Origin of the sequence: Achromobacter sp. UBA4530, from assembly GCF_002388205.1 — a bacterium.
Lineage (GTDB): Bacteria > Pseudomonadota > Gammaproteobacteria > Burkholderiales > Burkholderiaceae_B > Achromobacter > Achromobacter animicus.
In genome coordinates this window covers 50438-68263 of sequence record NZ_DGMA01000010.1, presented here as the reverse complement: position 1 = coordinate 68263, position 17826 = coordinate 50438, and the positions used below count along the sequence as shown (strand labels likewise).

18 protein-coding genes are annotated in these 17826 nt (G+C 67.2%); 5 read left to right on the top strand and 13 right to left on the bottom strand.

Going from position 1 to position 17826, the window contains the following annotated elements:
• Positions 1-218: 218 nt before the first annotated feature.
• From B2W22_RS11835 to B2W22_RS11810, 6 genes are all read right to left on the bottom strand, one after another.
• Positions 219-959: a lysophospholipid acyltransferase family protein gene (locus B2W22_RS11835; RefSeq protein WP_286937798.1), complete on the bottom strand. Its 741-nt coding sequence runs from the start codon at positions 957-959 to the stop codon at positions 219-221.
• Positions 956-2245: a dihydroorotase gene (locus B2W22_RS11830; protein WP_286937796.1), complete on the bottom strand. Its 1290-nt coding sequence runs from the start codon at positions 2243-2245 to the stop codon at positions 956-958. The genes B2W22_RS11835 and B2W22_RS11830 overlap by 4 nt, the downstream gene beginning before the upstream one ends.
• Positions 2242-3162 (bottom strand): aspartate carbamoyltransferase, encoded by a 921-nt coding sequence (locus B2W22_RS11825; RefSeq protein ID WP_286937794.1) that lies wholly within the window; start codon positions 3160-3162, stop codon positions 2242-2244. Before B2W22_RS11825 ends, B2W22_RS11830 begins: the two co-directional genes overlap by 4 nt.
• A gap of 21 nt (positions 3163-3183) precedes the next feature.
• The gene (gene ruvX, locus B2W22_RS11820) at positions 3184-3585 is read right to left on the bottom strand and encodes a Holliday junction resolvase RuvX (RefSeq protein ID WP_175125920.1); all 402 of its coding nucleotides are present in this window, start codon (positions 3583-3585) and stop codon (positions 3184-3186) included.
• On the bottom strand, positions 3578-4165 hold the full coding sequence (locus tag B2W22_RS11815) for a YqgE/AlgH family protein (RefSeq protein WP_175125921.1): 588 nt from the start codon (positions 4163-4165) through the stop codon (positions 3578-3580). Before B2W22_RS11815 ends, ruvX begins: the two co-directional genes overlap by 8 nt.
• Positions 4166-4311: 146 nt before the next feature.
• Entirely contained in the window at positions 4312-4476 is a 165-nt protein-coding gene (locus tag B2W22_RS11810) for a rubredoxin (protein ID WP_003814980.1), read from the bottom strand.
• A gap of 139 nt (positions 4477-4615) precedes the next feature.
• Here B2W22_RS11810 and B2W22_RS11805 point away from each other — a divergent pair, with 139 nt between their 5' ends.
• The 3 genes from B2W22_RS11805 to hemL are packed head-to-tail and all read left to right on the top strand — an operon-like array spanning position 4616 to position 7385.
• Complete coding sequence (locus B2W22_RS11805; protein WP_349679455.1) at positions 4616-5440, top strand: hydroxymethylpyrimidine/phosphomethylpyrimidine kinase; 825 nt, start codon at positions 4616-4618, stop codon at positions 5438-5440.
• The gene (thiE, locus tag B2W22_RS11800; protein ID WP_286937791.1) at positions 5437-6102 is read left to right on the top strand and encodes a thiamine phosphate synthase; all 666 of its coding nucleotides are present in this window, start codon (positions 5437-5439) and stop codon (positions 6100-6102) included. The genes B2W22_RS11805 and thiE overlap by 4 nt, the downstream gene beginning before the upstream one ends.
• A 5-nt stretch (positions 6103-6107) precedes the next feature.
• A complete protein-coding gene (gene hemL / locus B2W22_RS11795; protein ID WP_286937789.1) occupies positions 6108-7385 on the top strand; it encodes a glutamate-1-semialdehyde 2,1-aminomutase in 1278 nt (425 codons plus the stop codon).
• Between the two features lie 34 nt (positions 7386-7419).
• Here the strand turns inward: hemL and B2W22_RS11790 are convergent, their stop codons facing one another.
• The gene (locus B2W22_RS11790; protein ID WP_175139624.1) at positions 7420-8163 is read right to left on the bottom strand and encodes a lytic transglycosylase domain-containing protein; all 744 of its coding nucleotides are present in this window, start codon (positions 8161-8163) and stop codon (positions 7420-7422) included.
• A gap of 271 nt (positions 8164-8434) precedes the next feature.
• On the opposite strand from B2W22_RS11790, the gene B2W22_RS11785 reads away from it, so the two are divergent.
• The gene (locus tag B2W22_RS11785; RefSeq protein WP_414631957.1) at positions 8435-10225 is read left to right on the top strand and encodes a DUF342 domain-containing protein; all 1791 of its coding nucleotides are present in this window, start codon (positions 8435-8437) and stop codon (positions 10223-10225) included.
• Between the two features lie 143 nt (positions 10226-10368).
• Here B2W22_RS11785 and B2W22_RS11780 read toward each other — a convergent pair whose 3' ends face one another.
• Genes B2W22_RS11780 through B2W22_RS11755 form a run of 6 tightly spaced genes read right to left on the bottom strand, consistent with a single transcriptional unit; the run spans position 10369 to position 16158 of the window.
• Positions 10369-11187 (bottom strand): SDR family oxidoreductase, encoded by an 819-nt coding sequence (locus B2W22_RS11780; RefSeq protein WP_286937785.1) that lies wholly within the window; start codon positions 11185-11187, stop codon positions 10369-10371.
• A 12-nt stretch (positions 11188-11199) separates the two neighbouring features.
• The gene (locus B2W22_RS11775; protein WP_175139627.1) at positions 11200-11808 is read right to left on the bottom strand and encodes a cysteine hydrolase family protein; all 609 of its coding nucleotides are present in this window, start codon (positions 11806-11808) and stop codon (positions 11200-11202) included.
• Positions 11808-12341 carry an aromatic-ring-hydroxylating dioxygenase subunit beta gene (locus tag B2W22_RS11770; RefSeq protein WP_105237233.1) on the bottom strand — a complete coding sequence of 178 codons (534 nt, stop codon included), beginning with the start codon at positions 12339-12341 and terminating at the stop codon, positions 11808-11810. Before B2W22_RS11770 ends, B2W22_RS11775 begins: the two co-directional genes overlap by 1 nt.
• On the bottom strand, positions 12332-13681 hold the full coding sequence (locus tag B2W22_RS11765; protein WP_286937782.1) for an aromatic ring-hydroxylating dioxygenase subunit alpha: 1350 nt from the start codon (positions 13679-13681) through the stop codon (positions 12332-12334). Before B2W22_RS11765 ends, B2W22_RS11770 begins: the two co-directional genes overlap by 10 nt.
• A gap of 9 nt (positions 13682-13690) precedes the next feature.
• Positions 13691-14935, bottom strand: a complete 1245-nt coding sequence (locus B2W22_RS11760; RefSeq protein WP_175186012.1) for a dienelactone hydrolase family protein — start codon at positions 14933-14935, stop codon at positions 13691-13693.
• Between the two features lie 32 nt (positions 14936-14967).
• Positions 14968-16158, bottom strand: a complete 1191-nt coding sequence (locus B2W22_RS11755; protein WP_175125931.1) for an ABC transporter substrate-binding protein — start codon at positions 16156-16158, stop codon at positions 14968-14970.
• A gap of 289 nt (positions 16159-16447) precedes the next feature.
• Between B2W22_RS11755 and B2W22_RS11750 the strand changes: the two genes are divergently transcribed.
• On the top strand, positions 16448-17434 hold the full coding sequence (locus B2W22_RS11750) for an AraC family transcriptional regulator (protein WP_286937779.1): 987 nt from the start codon (positions 16448-16450) through the stop codon (positions 17432-17434).
• Positions 17435-17826 lie beyond the last annotated feature (392 nt).

The window sequence follows — 17826 nt, the reverse complement described above, 5'->3', positions numbered from 1 at the left end:
GTCCGGAGCGAAGGCTCCGGACCGCAATCGTGGCCCCGCGCGCCCCGGGACGCCACCGTGCCGGACGCCTCAAGAACCGAATCCGCCACCGCACCCGGACGCCTCTAAACCCGAAGCTGTCACCGTGCAGGACACATCAAGAACCAAAGCCACATCAACAGCAAGCGACGTACAAACACCTACGGTGCTAATTCACAGCCCGCAAGAAATCACGCAAATCAAAGCACCGAAGCAATCGCATCCCGAGCCTGATGCGACAGTTCCAGCCGCGTCGGCAAACTCCCATCCGGATGACGCGCAGCCAGCGGCGGCAGAAACACCACTTCGACGGATAATCCCGTCACACCCAGCACCCGCCAAAGGTTACCCACCAAAGACTCCTCGCCCACAAACGCCGCATATCCGCTGCGTTTTCCGTGCTGCATGAACCGCAGCGCCACGGGCTGGATTTCAACCGCCGCCGCGCGGGCGGGTTCGAAGAGGCTGGCGTGGAAAGGGAGGAGCTCGAAGCCTTCGGTCGTCGTGCCTTCCGGAAACAGGCCGACCGCGTCGCCCTGTTTGAAGCGCGCCTGCATCGACTCGCCCATCGCGTGCACCGCGTGGCGCTGGCCGCGTTCAATGAACAGCGTGCCTGCGCCGGCGACCAGCCAGCCGATCACCGGCCAGGCGCGGATCTCGCTCTTGGCCACGAAAGACGTCGCGCGGGCCGAGTTCAGGACGAAGATGTCGACCCAGGACACGTGGTTGGCCACCAGCAGCACCGGTCCTTCCAGGCGTGGTTCGCCCTTGAGGACGACCTTGATGCCACAGGCTGCCATCAGCCAGCGTGACCACCGGCGGTTCAGCCGGGCGCGGGCTGCGGGGCGCATCAGGGGGTAGGCCAGGCCCACGCTCAGCAGGCCGAAAATGATCAGGGGCAGGACAAGGCTCAGCCGTAGGACAAAGCGCAGCAGCTTCAAACTGGAGTCTCCCAGGCCGGTTGGCCACCGACCACGGTGGCTCGTACTCGACCGGGCAGCATCATACCTGCGAAAGGTGTCTGGGCGCTGCGGCTTTGCAGCGCTGCCGGCATCACCATCCATTCGGTGTCCAGGTCCGCCAGACACAGGTCTGCCGGCGCGTCCACGCCCAGGTGGCCGCATGGACCCAGGTGCGGCGCGACGGCGGACAGCACGGCGGCCGGGCCCGACGTCACGCGTGCCAACGCGTCGCCGACTGAACGGCGGCTGTCGCGCGCCCACTTCAGAGCCAGCGACAGCAGCAGTTCAAGACCGGTTGCGCCCGGTGTGGCGGCCGCGAACGGAGCGGCCTTGCCTCGTGCGTCCACCGGCGTGTGATCCGAGCAAAGCGCGTCGATCACGCCCTCCGCCAGCGCCGACTGAAGCGCGTCGCGGTCACGCTGGCCGCGCAGCGGCGGCGACAGGCGATGATTCGTGTCGAAGAAGCCGATGTCCACGTCCGTCAGCAGCAGGTTGTTCACGGACACATCCGCCGTGACCGGCAGGCCTTCCCGGCGGGCCGCGCGCAACAGTTCCACGCCGGCGGCTGTTGACAGGCGCGACAGGTGCACGCGCGCGCCGGTCGCGCGCTGCAATTCGAAGATCGTCTGCAGCGCCACCGTCTCTGCCTGCGCCGGCATGCCTTCCAGGCCCAGGCGTTCCGCGTACGCGCCGCTGGCGGCCGAGGCGCCCCGTGCAAGCCAGGGGTCTTGCGCACGCAGCCATAGCGTCTGGCCCAGACCGCTTGCGTAACGCATCGCGCCCCAAAGCACCCGCGTGTCCGCCACGAGCGACTCGCCCTGTGCGAACGCGATGCAGCCTGCCCGCGCCAACAGCGCCATTTCGGTCAGTGTTTCGCCGGCCAGGCCCACGGTCATCGCGCCCAGCGGGTGGATTGCGCACTGCCCCGCCTGCGTGTGGCGCAGCAGCGCCTCGAGCTTGGTCGGTTCGTCCGGCGGATTTTCGGCATCGGGCGGTAGCACCAGGCGCGTCACGCCACCGGCCAAGGCCGCGCGCAGTTCGCCGGGCGCAAATCCCGCGTTGCCCGGCTGCGTCACGCGCGCCGACAGATCGATCAGGCCCGGCAACACGGCCAGGCCCGTTGCATCAATACGCCGATCCGCCTGGAAGGCGTCGGGCGCCGCGCCCACCGCGACGATGCGGCCCGCGGCAATGTAGAGATCGTGCTGACCATCCACGCCGTTTGCGGGATCGATCAGCCGGCCGTAGGCTATGTGCAGTCTCATGGCGCCGCTCCGGCCAGCACGCGCAGCACCGCCGTGCGCAGGGGTTGTTCAAGCGCCGCGACGCGTGCCTCGGCGGGTTCGAGGGCGGCGGCGATGTCGCCATCCACTTCCACGCCCGGCACCAGCCCGCCCGCGGGCAGCAGCAGCACATCCGGCTTGGCAAACGCCAGCGCCGCGAGCGTGATGCCGTGGGTGCAGGCATATTCGCGCGCCGACGGAAGCTGCGCGCCGCTGATTTCTTCGACATTCAGCGGCAGCGCGATCACCACGTCCGCATCGCTCAGGCTTTCCTGCAGCGTTGCGCACGCGCGCACACCCAGTTGGGCCAGGCCGTCAGGCAGCAGCGTGCGCGGCGCAGCGACGCGCACTTCGGGCACGCCCAGTGTGGTCAGCAAATGGATGACGGAACGCGCCACACCCGAATGGCGGATGTCGCCCACCAGCGTCACGACGAGGCTGGTGAGGTCAGGTTTGATCTCGATGATGGCCTGTACCAGCGCCAACGCGGGGACGGGATCGGCATGCCGGCCGTCGCCCGCATTGAGCACGTGCAGGCCGGGCGCGGCATGGGCCGCGGCGCAATGGGCCGCGCCGCTCTGGCCGTGGCGCAGGATCAGCACACCCGGCGCCAGCGCAGCGGCCGTTTCCGCAAGCGCCTCAATGGCTTGCGCTTCCAGCGGCACCGGCAGCATCGACAGGCTGGCCGCGGCAGCGGCGTAGGCGTCGCGGGCCGCGGTGTCCGTGTCGGGCAGACACAGAAATACCGGCATATCCGGCGCGATGGACGGCGGCGAATCGTCGGACGCCGACGGCGCGCGCGCCATCTCGAGCAGGCGCTCGACGTGCCGGCGCGGCAGCCCTTCGGTAGTCAGCAGATGCGTGAGTTCGCCGCGGCGGTCGAGTTGCGGATTGAGCATGGGCAAGACAGGCCGCGGCCGTCAGACCGCGGGCAAGGCATCCAGATAGCGTTGCAAGATAACCGCCGCCGCCATCGCGTCGTCCGCGGCATGTGTGCCGAGCAGGCGTTGCGCCTCCATGCTGGAGCCGCGTTCGTCCACCAGTTCCACGGCGATGCCGAAACGGCCATTCAGTTGGTTGGCAAAGCGGCGGCAGCGTGCCGTGGCGGGTTGTTCGCCGCCTTCGGCGTCCAGCGCCAGACCGACGACGACGCGGTGCGGCTGCCATTCCTGCAGCAGTGCCGCGATGCGGCCGAAGCGCGCGTCGCGGACTTCACTGAAGATGATTTCGAGCGGACGCGCCTGCCGCGTCAGCGTGTTGCCGATGGCAATGCCGATCTTCTTTTCGCCAAAATCGAAGGCAAGCAGGGTTTCTTCAGGCATGGCCAGCGTCGCCCGCCAGCATGACCGGGTCGATGCCCAGCAGCTTGAGCGCGGCGGGGTAGCGTTCCTCGGGCGGCACGTCGAAGATGATGTGCGCGTCCGCGCTCACGCTCAGCCAGGCGTTCTGGCCCATTTCGCTTTCGAGCTGGCCTGCGCCCCAGCCGGCGTAGCCCAGCGTGACCAGCATGCGTGCCGGCCCGTTGCCATCGGCCACCGCCTGCAACACATCGCGCGAGGTGGTCAGCGCCATGTCGCCCAGCTTGATGCTGGAACTGTAGTCGCCGGCGGGCGCGTGCAGCACAAAGCCGCGATCCGTCTGGACCGGTCCGCCAAAGAAGACGAACGTGTCCTTGACGGGTCCGATCTCGAGCGTCAGGTCGATGCGTTCGAACAGCGTGCCCAGCGTGAGATCGGTGGGACGGTTGATGACCAGTCCCAGCGCGCCGCGGTCGGTGTGTTCGCACACGTAGATGACGGAACCCGCCAGGCTTCCTTCGACCATGCCCGGCATGGCGATCAGGAACTGGTTGGCGAAGTTGGCCGCCTCGGTGCTGGCGTTTTCGTGGTGTTTTTCCGTCATGGCAACCCCTTCATGGGTAGTCTGAGAAAACCGTTGGGAGTGATTGCGCAGACGCAAACGTCATGCCTGGCGGCAGTCCGGCGGTTACGAAGAATGGGGTATGCCCCATCTTACGAGCCCTGGCGGAAGTTGTCGGCGTGACGGTTTCAGATTTCCATCAGTTCGAAGTCCTCTTTGCGGGCGCCGCATTCGGGACAGACCCAGTTTGGCGGCACGTCTTCCCAGCGGGTGCCGGGTGCAATGCCTTCGTCGGGCAGGCCGGCCTCTTCGTCATAGACCCAGCCGCAAATCAGACACATCCAAGTACGCATAGTTCTCTCTTACATCAAAACCCCACCGGCGTCCCCGCGGTGGGGCAAAGGTGAGGGGCTTCCATTAGAATGGGGACAATCTTACCGAAACCCAATAGGGGTTCCCCTGATTCATGCCAAATGAGCCGGGGCGCCCTCAATCAAGCACTGTCACGTGGCCCCCGTTACTCCCCCTCTCGTTTTGGTCTTCGGCCCGCTCGATCCCTCGGGATCAGACGGTTTGCCCGCGGATGCCGTCACCTGCGCCCGTCTGGGCTGTCATGGCCTGGCGGCCGTGACCGCGCTGACCGTGCAGGACACTGCCGGCATCGAAGAAATCCACCCCGTTTCCCCCGATCTGCTGGACGACCAGGCGCGTTGCCTGCTCGAAGACATGTCGGTTCAGGCCATCAAGGTGGGCGGACTATACACCGCGGAAACGGCAAGCGTGGCGGCGCAGGTTGCCGCCGACTACAGCCAGGTCCCGCTGGTGCTGCACCTGGGCCAGCGCGCGCAGGTGCCCGCCAATGCCGCCGACGAGGACGAAGCCGACGACCTGCTGGCCGCGACCCTCGAACTGGTGCTGCCGCAGACCGACCTGCTGGTCATTGAACACCTGCGCCTCGCCCATTGGCACGCCGACGGCGACATTGATATCGGGGACGCACCTACTCCCATGCACGCCCTCGTGGCGGCCGGCGCGGCGTGGGTCCTGGTGCTGGGCAGCCCCCAGCGCCCCGGCCACTTCGCCAACGTACTGCTCGGACCCGGCGGCCAGACCCATACGTGGCCCTGGCAGGCGCCCCCCGACCGCAACGGCGATGCCGGCGGCCTGGCCGCCACCGCAATCACCGCCATGCTGGCGCAGGGCCTGGAAATGCCGGAGGCCGTGCGCCAGGGTCTGGTCCACGCCGACGCCGCCGTGGCCGCCAGCTTCCTGCCGGGCATGGGCCGGCGCATTCCCAACCGGATCCTGCCCCAATGAAATCGCTGCGTTTTCCCACCGGCCTGTATGGCGTGACGCCTGAATGGGACGACACCGACCGCCTGCTGAAGGCTGTGCGTGACGCGGCTGCGGGCGGCATGCGGTCGCTGCAATTGCGCCGCAAGAACGTGCCTGATGCCGTGCGCGCCGCGCAGGCCCGCGCCCTGGCGCCGCTGTGCCGCGAACTGGGTGTGGTGTTTCTCATCAATGACGACTGGCGCCTGGCGCTGGACGTCGGCGCGGACGGCGCGCACGTGGGGCGCGACGACGAAAGCCTGGCGCACATCCGCCGCGAAGCCGGCCCCGATTTGATCCTGGGCGGCTCCAGCTACGACGACCTGACGCGGGCACGTGAATTGCTCGACGCGGGCGCCGATTACATTGCGTTCGGCGCCATGTTCGCGTCCACCGTCAAACCCGACACGGTGCGCGCGCCGCTATCCATCCTGACCGAAGCCCGCCGCCTTGCCGACGAGCGCGACGCGCCCCGGCCCGCCGTGGTCGCCATCGGGGGCATCACGCCCGCCAATGCGCCGCTCGTGGCCCAGGCCGGCGCCGACGCCATTGCCGTCATCACGGCGCTGTTCGAGGCGCCCAGCGTCCGGGCCGCCGCCGTGGCCTGCTCCGCGCCCTATTCCGCCAACTCCAACCGTAAGCCTTGATCGCCATGTCCAGTAACGCTCAGCTTTTCGACCGCGCCTGCCGCAGCATTCCCGGCGGCGTCAACTCGCCCGTTCGCGCTTTCCGCTCTGTGGGCGGCACGCCGCGCTTTATCAAGCGCGCGCAAGGCCCGTACGTGTGGGATGCGGAAGACAAGCAGTACATCGACTACGTCGGTTCGTGGGGCCCGGCCATTCTGGGCCACTCGCACCCGGAAGTGGTGCGCGCGGTGCAGGAAGCGGCCGTCAACGGCCTGTCGTTCGGCGCGCCGACTGAAGCGGAAATCGAGCTGGCCGAAGTGCTGATCTCGCGCCTGCCGTCGCTGGAACAGGTGCGACTGGTCAGCTCGGGCACCGAAGCCACCATGACGGCGATCCGTCTGGCACGTGGCGCCACCGGCCGCGCCAAGATCGTGAAGTTCGAAGGCTGCTATCACGGCCATTCGGACAGCCTGCTGGTCAAGGCCGGCTCGGGACTGTTGACCTTCGGCAATCCCAGCTCGGCCGGCGTGCCGCCTGAGTTCGTCTCGCACACGCTGACCCTGGAATACAACAACCTGGATGCCGTGCGCGAAGCCTTTGCGCAGCACGGCGCCGACATCGCCTGCATCATCGTGGAGCCGGTCGCCGGCAACATGAACCTCATCAAGCCCGCGCCCGGCTTCCTGGAAGGCCTGCGCGAGGTCTGCACGCAACACGGCGCGCTGCTGATCTTCGACGAAGTCATGACGGGCTTTCGCGTGGGACCGCAAGGCGTGCAGGGCCTGACGGGCGTCAAGCCCGACATCACCACGCTGGCCAAGGTGATCGGCGGCGGCATGCCGGTGGGCGCCTTCGGCGGCAGCGCCGAAGTCATGAAGCACATCGCCCCGCTGGGCGGCGTCTACCAGGCCGGCACGCTGTCCGGCAATCCGGTGGCCGTGGCAGCGGGTCTGGCCACGCTGCGACTGATCGGCGCGCCGGGCTTCTACGAGAATCTGTCGGCGCAGACCGCCAAGCTGGCGCAAGGCTTGCAGCAACGCGCGCGCAAGGCCGGCCTGCCCTTCTCGGCGGACTCGGTGGGCGGCATGTTCGGCATCTACTTCAGCGACAGCATCCCGGCCTCGTTCGCGCAGGTCTCGGCCTGCGACACGGCGGCATTCAACCGCTTCTTCCATGCCATGCTGGACAACGGCGTGCACTTCGCGCCGTCCGCGTTCGAAGCAGGCTTCGTGTCGGCCACGCACGACGACACCGTCATCCAGGCCACGCTGGATATCGCGGACAAGGTCTTCGCAGGGCTTTAAGCGGTTGACCGAGCGGGCTTCGCGCCCGCTTGCGTCACGGCGCCTTGTACTGCTCGTACAGCGCCGTCACATTCTTCACATAGGCCTGGGTTTCCGCGTACGGCGGCACTGCGTCGTACTTGCGCACCGCGCCCTCGCCCGCGTTGTACGCGGCCAGCGCAAGATCCAGGCGGCCCGGATACCGGTCGATCAGCCGGCGCAGGTGGCGCGATCCGGCCTGCACATTGGTCGCGGGATCCACAAGCGCGCGTTCCACGTCATCCACCGACAGCAACGGCGCCGCCGTGGCCGGCATCAATTGCATCAGGCCCAGCGCACCCTTGGGCGAGCGGGCATCGCTGCGAAAGCCCGATTCGATGGCGATGACGGCCGTCAGCAACGCCTGGTCGACTCCCGAATCCAATGCAGCGCGGGCGATCAGATTGTCGTGCTTGGTCGTGGGTTTGACGGTGCTCCAGCGCAACGCCGGTTCGGCGGGCGCGCGTGTGACGCGGCGGGCGCCATCACCGGCTTCCGGCTCACAGGTCAGGCACAATTTCTCGGCGCCGCCGCGCAGCGCGGTTCTTGCTTGCGCGCGCTTGTAGTATTTACCGGTGCCGGTTGGCACCTTCATCGTGCGCCAGACGCCGAACGGATCTTTGTAGCGGTAGGTGTCGGCGGCCTGCACGGGCGCGGCGGCCGCCAGCGCCAGAGCACCCGTCGCCAGCGCCGCCATCCCGCCGGCGCGCGCCAGGATGGCGCGCGTGGCCGAAAGAATGGAGGAAGGTGGTTGGGACATGGGACGGGGCTCCGGCGGCGTCCTGAGACGCGTTGGCGAGCCCTTATGCTGCTTGCGCCATCCCGGTCCTGTCTTTCCTGCCGATGATCTAGATCGCGATGGCGCGCACGTTTCCCAGGGAAAATCGGGGACGCGACTAGGCCATGCGGCCGATAAATTTTGGCTGTTACCGCCGGTAAAGATCGTCCCGGCAAAGAATATGACGTAATATTTCGTTCAATTACCAAATGATTGAACCGGCCGCTCGTGCCGGAATCGGAGAGAGGGTGAAATGGGCGCAGAAAACTTGCTCCAGTTGATACTGGATGCCGACACCAACGTCCTGACGGCGGTGTATACGCCGCCACCTCGTCCCGAATCCGCCGTCGCCGACGGCGCACCCGGCACAGTAAACGCGGAAAGCGGCGACCCAGCCGATGCACCGGCTGGTTCACCGTCCGCCTCCCAGACCGATGCCCAGACCGCCGACGAGGATTCCGACGTTGCGGTTGCCGACGAAGCCGACGCCCTGCCGGTCAACACCGACCTTCCGACGTGGGACGTGCTGGTCGCCGCCGCGGCCGCGCAAGGCTGGGGCCCCGATGCGCTCGACAATCACGCCATCGTCGCCTTCATCGACCTGTGCCGCACGGCCACCGAGCCCGTCCAGAGCCCCGTCGGCAAGGTCGTGGACGGCAGCTTCGACATCGAGCTGAACGCCACCCTCATGGCGGCAACGCTGACGCTGCACCCGCCCAGGGGCGGCAAGCCCATCACGCTGGAAGCGGTGCGCCAGGCCCTGGCGGATCAGGGCATCGTGCATGGCGTGCTGGACGGCGCGCTGGCCGAGGCCGTGGCGTTGGGACGCGCAGAAACCATCCTGGCCGCGCAGGGCACGCCGCCCACGCGCGGCACGCCCACCCGCTTTGAAAGCCTGCTCGACCGCCTGAAGCCTCGCGCCGAGGACATCGACGAATTGGCGCAGGTGGATTACCGCGATCTCGGCAGCCTGCTGCTTGTGTCGCCCGGCACGCCGCTCATGCGCCGCTTTCCGCCGCTGCCCGGCGTGGACGGCACCAACGTGCTGGGCGAGCCCGTGCTGCCCGACGAGTTGCCGGACACCCCGTTTTCCAAGGAACTGTCCGGCGTCGAGATCGATCCGGTAGATCCGCTGCTGCTGCGCGCGGCCATTTCCGGCACGCCGACGCTCATCACCCACGGCGTGCAGGTCAACCCCATGGTGGAGGTGGACGCCGTCAACCTGTCCACCGGCAACATCAACTTCGAAGGCTCCCTGCAGGTGCGCGGCGACATCGCCGCCACCATGGAAGTGCGCGTGACCGGTGACGTGGTCGTCAACGGCACCATCGAAGCCGCGCTGGTCGAGGCCGGCGGCAGCGTCACCGTCAAGGGCGGCATCATCGGCATGGCCGAAACCGTGCACGACGCCTCGGGAACGCCGCGCACCGCGCACATCGTCTGCGGCGGCACGCTGCGGGCCAAGTTCATCGAGAACGCCGTCATCAGCGCGGGCCAGGACATCGACGTCGAACGTGAAATCCGCCAGTGCAGCATCGCCGCCGGCGGCAGCGTGAACGTCGGCCCGCCCAACACGCAGCAAAGCGCCATCACGGGCGGCGAGACCCGCGCGCTGCTGGCGGTGCGCGCCGGCACCATCGGCTCGCCCGCAGGCATTCCGACGCTGGTGCAGGCAGGCCTGGACCCGCACGCAGACATCAAACGCTCGGCGCTCACGCGCAAGCGCCTGAAGATGAACGAGGAAAAGGCCAAGCTGGAACAACTGCTGATGTTCCTGCAGGCGAACCCGCAACGGGCCACGGGCGACGTGGTCGAACGCGCGCGCAACACGCACACCAAGCTCATCGGCGACCTGGCCGGGCTGGAAACCGAGGAAGCGCAACTGGCTCGCGACCTGCTGCCCCAGCAGAACGCCACCATCGCCGCCACGCGGCGGTTCTGTAGCGGCACCAAGATTCAGCTGGGCAACAAGATGCAGGAGTTCCTGGAAGACCAGGTGGGCGGCAAGGCTGGCCTGGAAGAAGGCGAGATCGTTATTCGCTGATGGGCGCGCGAGGGCGTTGGCAGCCGCGCAGCCCTCGTGCGGAACGAACATAGCACCGAATCGGGGGGCTGCCCCCCTGCGGCTTTCCCCTCCGACCGGCTTAGGACTAAGTCGGGTGTCTGACACCCTCTCAGGCGCCCCTCTCAGGCGCCGTCGTCCGGCATCAATTCCTTGAACCACACGCGCGGCGAGATGCCGCGGTCCGGGCCCAGGATCGAGAAGCCGCCGTCCACGGGAATGTCGACGCCCGTCATCCACGATGCCGCGTCGGAGCACGCAAAGCACACAGCAGCCGCGATCTCCTCGCCGGAACCCACGCGGCCCAGCGGATGAAAATGCGCGCCCACCGCATCGGCTGCCTGGCGCGATCCGCCCGACAGCTGTTCCACCGACGGCGACCAGGTCCACGCCGGCGACACGGCCAGCACACGCACACCGGCCGGCGCCAATTCCACCGCGAAATTCTTCGTGATCTGCAGCAGCGCCGCCTTGGATGCCGGATACAGCGCGCGTCCGGCCGCGCCGAACTTGCCGCCCGTGCTGCCCAGATTCACGACCACGCCGCCGCGGGGCAGATGCGCAGCCGCCAGCTGCGTGAAGATCGCCGCCGACACGAGGTTCGTGTCCAGCGTCCGATGCCATTCTTCACGCGACGATGCCAGCCCGCGGTCCGCATACTGGCAGGCGTTGTTGACCAGGAAATCCAGCCGGCCAAAGCGCGCCAGCGCGGCGTCGATGCAGGCCTGGATCTGGGCGTCCTCACCGATATCGGTTTCGCAGAACAGCGCGCGGTCGCCCAACGCCTTGGCCAGCGCATCGCCTGCCTCGGCGTTGCGGCCGACCAGCACGACGTTGGCGCCCGCCGCCGCCAGGCCACGCGCGATATCCGCGCCCAGGCCCTGCGTACTGCCGGTGACGATGGCGGTCTTGCCCGCCAGGCCGGGAAAGCCTGAGAAATCCATGTGTATTCCTTGTCAGTTTGGCGCGGCGGCCCAGCGTACCGCGTCGTGCACCGAGCCCGTCTGCGCGATCAGCCGCATGCTGGCCAACGACGCCTCGTGCACCGCCGGATCGGCCGACGCGCAGGCATCTTCGGCCACCATCACCGAGAAGCCGATATCCGCGGCATGGCGCACCGTGCCCTCAACCACCGAATGCGTCGCCACGCCCGCCACCACCAGCCGCCGCGCGCCCAGCAGCCGCAGGGTTTCCTCAAGCGGCGTGCCGTAGAACGCGCTGATGCGCGTGTGCTTGACGACGAACTCGCGCGCGCTGCCCGCCAGCGGATGCAGGCCATCGTAGAACGCGCTGCCCCACTGCCCTTCCGGCACCGCGCCGATCGTGGCCACGTTGCGGAAGATCTCGCAATTGGGCAGCAGGTCCGCGTAGTCCGGACGAAACGCGATGCGCACGTGCACGATGGGCAGCGCGTGCGACCGCGCGCCCTCTAGCAATGCCGCGGCGTTGTCCAGCAGGCGCTGGCGCGCCCCGCTGTCGGCATCCAGCCCGACGCGGATCTTGCCATCCGGATGCAGCACATCGTTCTGATAGTGCAGCGCCAGCACCGCCACGTCCGCGTTCATCACACAAACACCTCGAACGCATCGTGCGCATCGTCGCAGTTCACGAGGTCCACGCGCTTCATGCGGATGCGCCAGCCATCGCCCTCGGCGGCCAGCTTGTGCGTATAACGGCCTGCAAGCTGGCGCGGCTGCCGCTTGCGCCATTCGGTCATCTGAAAGACCGAGTGCACCACCAGGTTGCCGGCCGCATCCACACCCTCGACCTGCACGCCGCCCACCAGCCGCACGCTGCGCGTCGGCGGTTGCTGCGACCAGTTGCGCGGATGCTCCAGGCGCCGGATGCGCACGTCGCGCAGCATGCGGTCTTCCCAGAAGATTGAGATGAAGTCGTACGGACTTTCCTGACCATGCTTGCGCGGCATCCAGTACATGCCGTCCTCGGTCCACAACGCCTGCCACTCGTCATAGCGCCGCTCGTCCAGCAACCGCGCCTCGCGGTACAGGAACTGCGCGATGCGATGGTAGGCGTCGGCGGGCACGTCGGCCGGCGCAAGATTCGCGGTGCCGACGTCGAAATCCAGATCTAGCAGCATGCGCCGTCTCCCTTGGCCGTGGCGTCTGCGCCGGTCCCGGCGCCCGCCTCCATGTAAGCCTTCCACGCGCGGAACTGATTGCGCATGGGCAATTCGCTGGTGCCGTTCACGGACACCATGCCGTCGGGCTCGACGCGGTCCGTGCCGTGATAGCGGTGCATGCTGACCCAGTCGCCGCCCCGCGTCGCGTTGCCTTCCTGGCAACGGTTGTAGAGCTCGATATCGTCCGGCATCACGTTGGACGACGGCGAATTGATGACGTTGGCGTACAGCATCGCGCGCTTGAACACGCCTTCCGGCGCGCCCTTGCAGCGAAACGTCTGGATCTCGATCAAGGTGCGATCCACCGCCACCGGCCGGATCACGCGGAACTGCTGGAACACCGTGTGCGGCGAGCCGCTGCCGTAGATCACGGTGTTGTGGCGGTTCATCCCCAGGATCTCGCGAGCGCGCTGCTCGCCATAAGCGCCGGTCAGCGACTCGAAGTGCGCGCGCGACACCGGATCGCGTTCGGCGGCGCCCGGATTGAAGATGCCTTCCATGTAGCCGTGGCCGTTGTCGTAGGCGCGCAGCTCCAGCTTCTCCCAGAACTCGTAGGGCTCGCCGTTGCCATCCATGATGTGCAGCTCGAGCGGCATCTCGCCCATTTCCTTGGCCTCGTCGCGCGCCGCCGCATACGACGATTCATGCGTCACGCGCGCGTGCATCGTGTCGTGCAGGTTCTCGTAGAACACCTTCCAGTTCGACCGCTGCATCACGCGGAAGATGCCGCCCGCGACTTCCACCTCGCCCACCGGCGAACGGTCGCACAGGTTGTCGATGGACGAGCGCACGCCGCCCAGAAAATCCACAAGCGGCTGCCCTTCAGCGGATTGGCTCGCGAACACGAAGCCGCGGTAGCTCTCGACGCGCGGCAACCGCCGCATCGAAAACGACGGATCCGTGGGATCGTACGACGTGCCTTCCAGCCCTTGCTTGAGCGGCACGCCCAGATGGCTGCCGTCCAGCTTGAACGTCCACGCGTGGTACGGGCAACGGAAAAACTTGCCCGCACAGCCTTCGCCGTCGGCCACCACCTTCGCGCCCTTGTGCGGGCAGCGGTTGTACAGCACGTGCACGCGCCCATCGGCCGCGCGCACCATCAGCACGTCCTGATCACCCAGGCGCGTCGTGTGATAGTCGCCCGTCTTGGGCACCTGGCTTTCGTGGCCCACGTAGATCCACGCGCGGCCGTAGATGCGCTGCATCTCAAGGTCGAAGATCGCCGGATCGGTGTACAGGGCCCGGTGCACGCTGTCGCCGCGCACCAGCCCCGCCAGTTGTTCGTCGGTATATGGCATGTCGTCTCCCTACTTGTTCGCGCTGTCCTTCCAGCGCGCCATCAGCGTGTTGGAAGGCAGGGTTTCGTCCAGCAGCTTGGCCGCCGTCTCGCGGCCAGCGGTGGGCAGGCCGGCCGGGTCCAGCAGGCCCACCTGCACCAGCACGCTCGCCTGATCCCAATAGATGTGCTCGTGATAAAGCTTGTCGCCGCGGAACTTCACGATGGCCACCAGCGGGATCTCCACATACTTGCCCGTCGGCGCGACGCCCGGCAGCATCCAGTCGATCTCGGTGGTGTGGGTAAAGCAGAACAGCAGCTCGTCCACGATCTGCGTCGCGCCCACCGTGCGCGACAGCGGCACCAGCCGCGTGTCCGGCGGGTTGCTGTTCACGAAATGATGCTGATAGAAGCGCGACAGCTCCTTATGCCCCACCCCGCCCGTCATCGTCGGGATGTGGTTGACGTAAGGCTCGGCCACCATCGTCGCCATCGTCGCCGCCACGTCGCGCGTGCCGAATTCATATTCGCAGTGCTTGTCCCACAGATACGAATAATCGAACTCCGGCCCGATCGTGCGCTGCAGCGCCGCCATGCTGCGCTGGTGCGCCATCAACGCCGACGGCTTGTCGTAGTGATCGCCGCCCGTGCGTGCGAACGCATGGTCCACGCCGGGATACACGTACAGCTCCACGCCCGGCTTGCCGCCCAGCGCTTCCAGGATGCGCTTGCGAGCCTCGGGCGGACAGAACCCGTCCTGCTCGGCAATGTGCAGCACCAGGCGGCCACGCAGATTGCCGGCTTCCTCAAGGCTGTCCTCGATGCCCACGCCGTAATATCCCACCGCCACATCCGCGTCCGTGCGGCACGCCGCCAGATAAGCCAGCTTGCCGCCCAGGCAATAGCCCAGCACGCCAGCGCCGCCTTCCTGTTCGGGCAGCTCGCGCAGCACCGCCAGCGTCGACGCAATGTCCTTGATGCCCAGATCCACGTCAAAGCCTTTGTACAGCTCGAACGCGCGCGGCATGTCCGCCGGCCCGTCCGTCAGCTGGATGCCCGGCTGCTGACGCCAGAACAGATCCGGCACCAGCACCACATAGCCTTCCTCGGCCAGCAGTTGCGCGCTGCGCCGCATGAAATCGTTGACGCCGAAAATCTCCTGGCACAACACCAGGCCCGGGCCGCGGCCCGAGGCTGGCACCGCCAGATAGGCGCCGAAGGACTTGCCATCGTGCGAGGCGATCGTCACCTCGCGCGTCGTAATGCGTTCAGTCATGCGTATCTCCTGTTTTGCAAAGCCGCGGCGGCCTACTTCATCTGGCATGCGGCGGCGAAGGGATCCTGGTATTGCGTCAGCACCGTGCCCGACAGCTTGTTCGACAGCTTGCCGCTGGCGTCCGCCTCGACCACGCGCAGGTAATAGTTCTGCACCGGGTACTGATTGCGGTTGAACTTGAAATCGCCACGCACCGACTTGAAGTCCGCACGCCGCAACGCCGGACGCAGCGCCTCGGCATCCAGCTTGCCGCCCGTCTGGCGCACCGCGCTGTCCAGCAGCATCGCCGCGTCATACCCCTGCGACGCATACAGCGACGGGCTGCGGTTGTAGGTCTTCTTGAAATCCTCGACGAACTTGCGGTTGGCCGGGTTGTCGAGTTCGGCCGCCCATTGCGCCGTATTGCGCAGGCCCTTGATCGGCGCGCCCACTGCCGCGATCGTGTCTTCATCCCCGGAAAATCCCGGCGCCAGCAGCGCGATGTCCTTGGACAGCCCCGCGCCGTTGAACTGCTTGATGAAATTCACGCCCATCCCGCCCGGCAAAAAGAAAAACACCGCGTCCGGCTTGCTCGCGCGCAGCTGCGTAATCTCCACGCCATAGTCCAGCTGGCCGAGCTGCGTGTAGATCTCCTCGGCCACGCCGCCCTTGTACAGACGCTTGAAGCCGTTCAGCGACTCGCGCCCGCCCGGGTAATCCGGCGCGATCAACGCCACGCGCTTGTACCCCTGATCGGCCGCGTACTTGCCCATCGCCGCCGGAATGTCCTCGTTCTGCCAGGCCACCGCAAAGAAATTCGGATTACAGCCCGCGCCCGCATAGTTTTCCGGGCCCGTATTGGTGCTGAGATAAATCGTGTCCGACTGCAGAATCGCCGGCATCACCGGCAGCAGCACATTCGAAAACACGATGCCCGTCATCACGTTCACACGGTCACGCTTAAGTAGACGTTCCACCGCCTGACGCCCGGTATCCGCCTTCTGCTGGTCATCGGCCACCACCACTTCCGCCGCCAACCCGCCCAGCTTGCCGCCCGTATGCTGCAGCGCCAGATTGAAGCCGTCCCGGATCTCGTTGCCCAGCGCCGCGCCCGGCCCCGACAACGTCGTCAGCAGCCCCACCTTCACCTTGTCGGCCGCCGACGCCACACCCGGCGCGCCCACCGCAGCGCCCATGCAAACCAATGCCGCCAGCGCGCGCCGGCTCCATCCATTTCGATTCATGTGCCACCCCGTATTCGCCGCCAGTCACGCTGGCGGAAAGCTGACAGAACCCGTCTGCCGTCGGTACACGCATGCCGCCGATCCAAGTCGCCCAGCTTACGCGCCGCGGCGCCTCCATTCCAACAGGCCCGCCCACCGTGCACGCGCCTCCCGGCAAGATTAGGCCCGCGTCCACCCCCGCTCTATCCGAATTCCGCCAGGCTTATCCGGGATTCACTTAATTCCCAATGACGCGCGATTCCATTACGCTGCCCGCAGATACGGGATCGGTCCCGTCCCGGAGGCTTCCATGCACGGCTGGTCCCGACTAGAGCTGGCGCCCTTGCTGAAACGGCGCGTCTTCAGCTCCACGCAACAGGATGAGACCCGCGCCCGCGTGTCCGAAGCCCTCAAGGACCACCGCCTCACCTGGAAAGGCGGCCGCGTCGACGCCGAACTGAACCGCGGCCGCTTCGGCTCCCTCACCGTCTGTACGTTGCGCTACGGCGCCGAAGTCCACATCGAACCCGACCGCCTCCAGGACTTCATGCTGGTGCAGGTCCCCCTACGCGGCCGCGCCCGCATCGAATGCGGCGACGAAGGCGTCAACGCCGACCCCGACTGCGCCGCCGTCATCGCCCCCAACCGCCGCCTTCGGCTGCACTGGGAAGCCGGCTGCGAACAACTGCTGCTAAAGATCCCAAGAGGCAAACTGGAAGCCATGGGCCAACGCGCCTTCGGCGAAGCCGCCACCCGCCCCCTGGACTTCAGCCCCGCCCTGCGCCTGGACACGCCCATCGGCGCCGCCTGGCGCAGCATGATGGCCAGCCTGATCCACTTGCTGCCCACCTTGGACGACGGCGCCCGCCGCCCGCCCGCGGCGTGGCTGGAGCACCTGGAAGACACGCTGGTTTTGCACCTGCTCTACAACCAGCCCAATACTTGGCAAAACCACGCGGGCCAGCCCAACACGGTCCCGCGCCGCTTGAGCGTCGCCGAGGCCTTCATGCGAGAACGCCTGGGGGCTCCTCTGACGCTGAACACCATCGCGCGCCACGCTGGTGCCAGTGCCACCGCGCTGACCCGGCTTTTTCAGGAACACCGGAATACGACGCCAATGAATGCGCTACGCGCATTCAGGCTGGATGCGGCGAGGAGCCGGCTGAAGGCGCAGCCGGATGCGAGCGTCACGGAGGTGGCGCTGAGCGTGGGGTTTGGGCATCTGGGGAGGTTCTCGGAGTATTACCGGGAACGGTTCGGGGAACTGCCGAAAGAGACGCGACGCGCGGGCAACTGATCCCGGATTGCGGTGTATGACGCCCGAATCTGTCTTAAGCGCTTGTGGTGGTGTCTGACACCGGAATCTGTCCTACGTGCCTGCGATAGGCGTCCGACACCGGAATCAGCCCTCGGCGCGCCGCAAGCGCGCAGCGCAGGCCCGTGGACGCGAGACGCTGCGTAAGCCCCACCAGGCCGCCCGCGCGGCCGACGTGGGGCGGGCCCCGCAAGACGCTTCATGCCCGTGCAACCGCAGCCAAGAACCTCAAGAACTCAATCCCCCCCGCCGTCCGACGAGCTGAAACCGCCCCAGCCCGGCGTGGCGGCGGTCTGGGGCGCGCGGGGCGTGTAGATGCGCCCGAGGGAATCGGAAGGCAGTCGCCGCAGGCGACAACGACGATGACGACGGGG

Coding starts and splice junctions, on each gene's coding strand:
- B2W22_RS11830 (WP_286937796.1), bottom strand. CDS start 2,245: ATGAGACTGCACATAGCCTACGGCCGGCTGATCGATCCCGCAAACGGC.
- B2W22_RS11825 (WP_286937794.1), bottom strand. CDS start 3,162: ATGCTCAATCCGCAACTCGACCGCCGCGGCGAACTCACGCATCTGCTG.
- ruvX (WP_175125920.1), bottom strand. CDS start 3,585: ATGCCTGAAGAAACCCTGCTTGCCTTCGATTTTGGCGAAAAGAAGATC.
- B2W22_RS11815 (WP_175125921.1), bottom strand. CDS start 4,165: ATGACGGAAAAACACCACGAAAACGCCAGCACCGAGGCGGCCAACTTC.
- B2W22_RS11810 (WP_003814980.1), bottom strand. CDS start 4,476: ATGCGTACTTGGATGTGTCTGATTTGCGGCTGGGTCTATGACGAAGAG.
- thiE (WP_286937791.1), top strand. CDS start 5,437: ATGAAATCGCTGCGTTTTCCCACCGGCCTGTATGGCGTGACGCCTGAA.
- hemL (WP_286937789.1), top strand. CDS start 6,108: ATGTCCAGTAACGCTCAGCTTTTCGACCGCGCCTGCCGCAGCATTCCC.
- B2W22_RS11790 (WP_175139624.1), bottom strand. CDS start 8,163: ATGTCCCAACCACCTTCCTCCATTCTTTCGGCCACGCGCGCCATCCTG.
- B2W22_RS11785 (WP_414631957.1), top strand. CDS start 8,435: ATGGGCGCAGAAAACTTGCTCCAGTTGATACTGGATGCCGACACCAAC.
- B2W22_RS11780 (WP_286937785.1), bottom strand. CDS start 11,187: ATGGATTTCTCAGGCTTTCCCGGCCTGGCGGGCAAGACCGCCATCGTC.
- B2W22_RS11775 (WP_175139627.1), bottom strand. CDS start 11,808: ATGAACGCGGACGTGGCGGTGCTGGCGCTGCACTATCAGAACGATGTG.
- B2W22_RS11770 (WP_105237233.1), bottom strand. CDS start 12,341: ATGCTGCTAGATCTGGATTTCGACGTCGGCACCGCGAATCTTGCGCCG.
- B2W22_RS11765 (WP_286937782.1), bottom strand. CDS start 13,681: ATGCCATATACCGACGAACAACTGGCGGGGCTGGTGCGCGGCGACAGC.
- B2W22_RS11760 (WP_175186012.1), bottom strand. CDS start 14,935: ATGACTGAACGCATTACGACGCGCGAGGTGACGATCGCCTCGCACGAT.
- B2W22_RS11755 (WP_175125931.1), bottom strand. CDS start 16,158: ATGAATCGAAATGGATGGAGCCGGCGCGCGCTGGCGGCATTGGTTTGC.
- B2W22_RS11750 (WP_286937779.1), top strand. CDS start 16,448: ATGCACGGCTGGTCCCGACTAGAGCTGGCGCCCTTGCTGAAACGGCGC.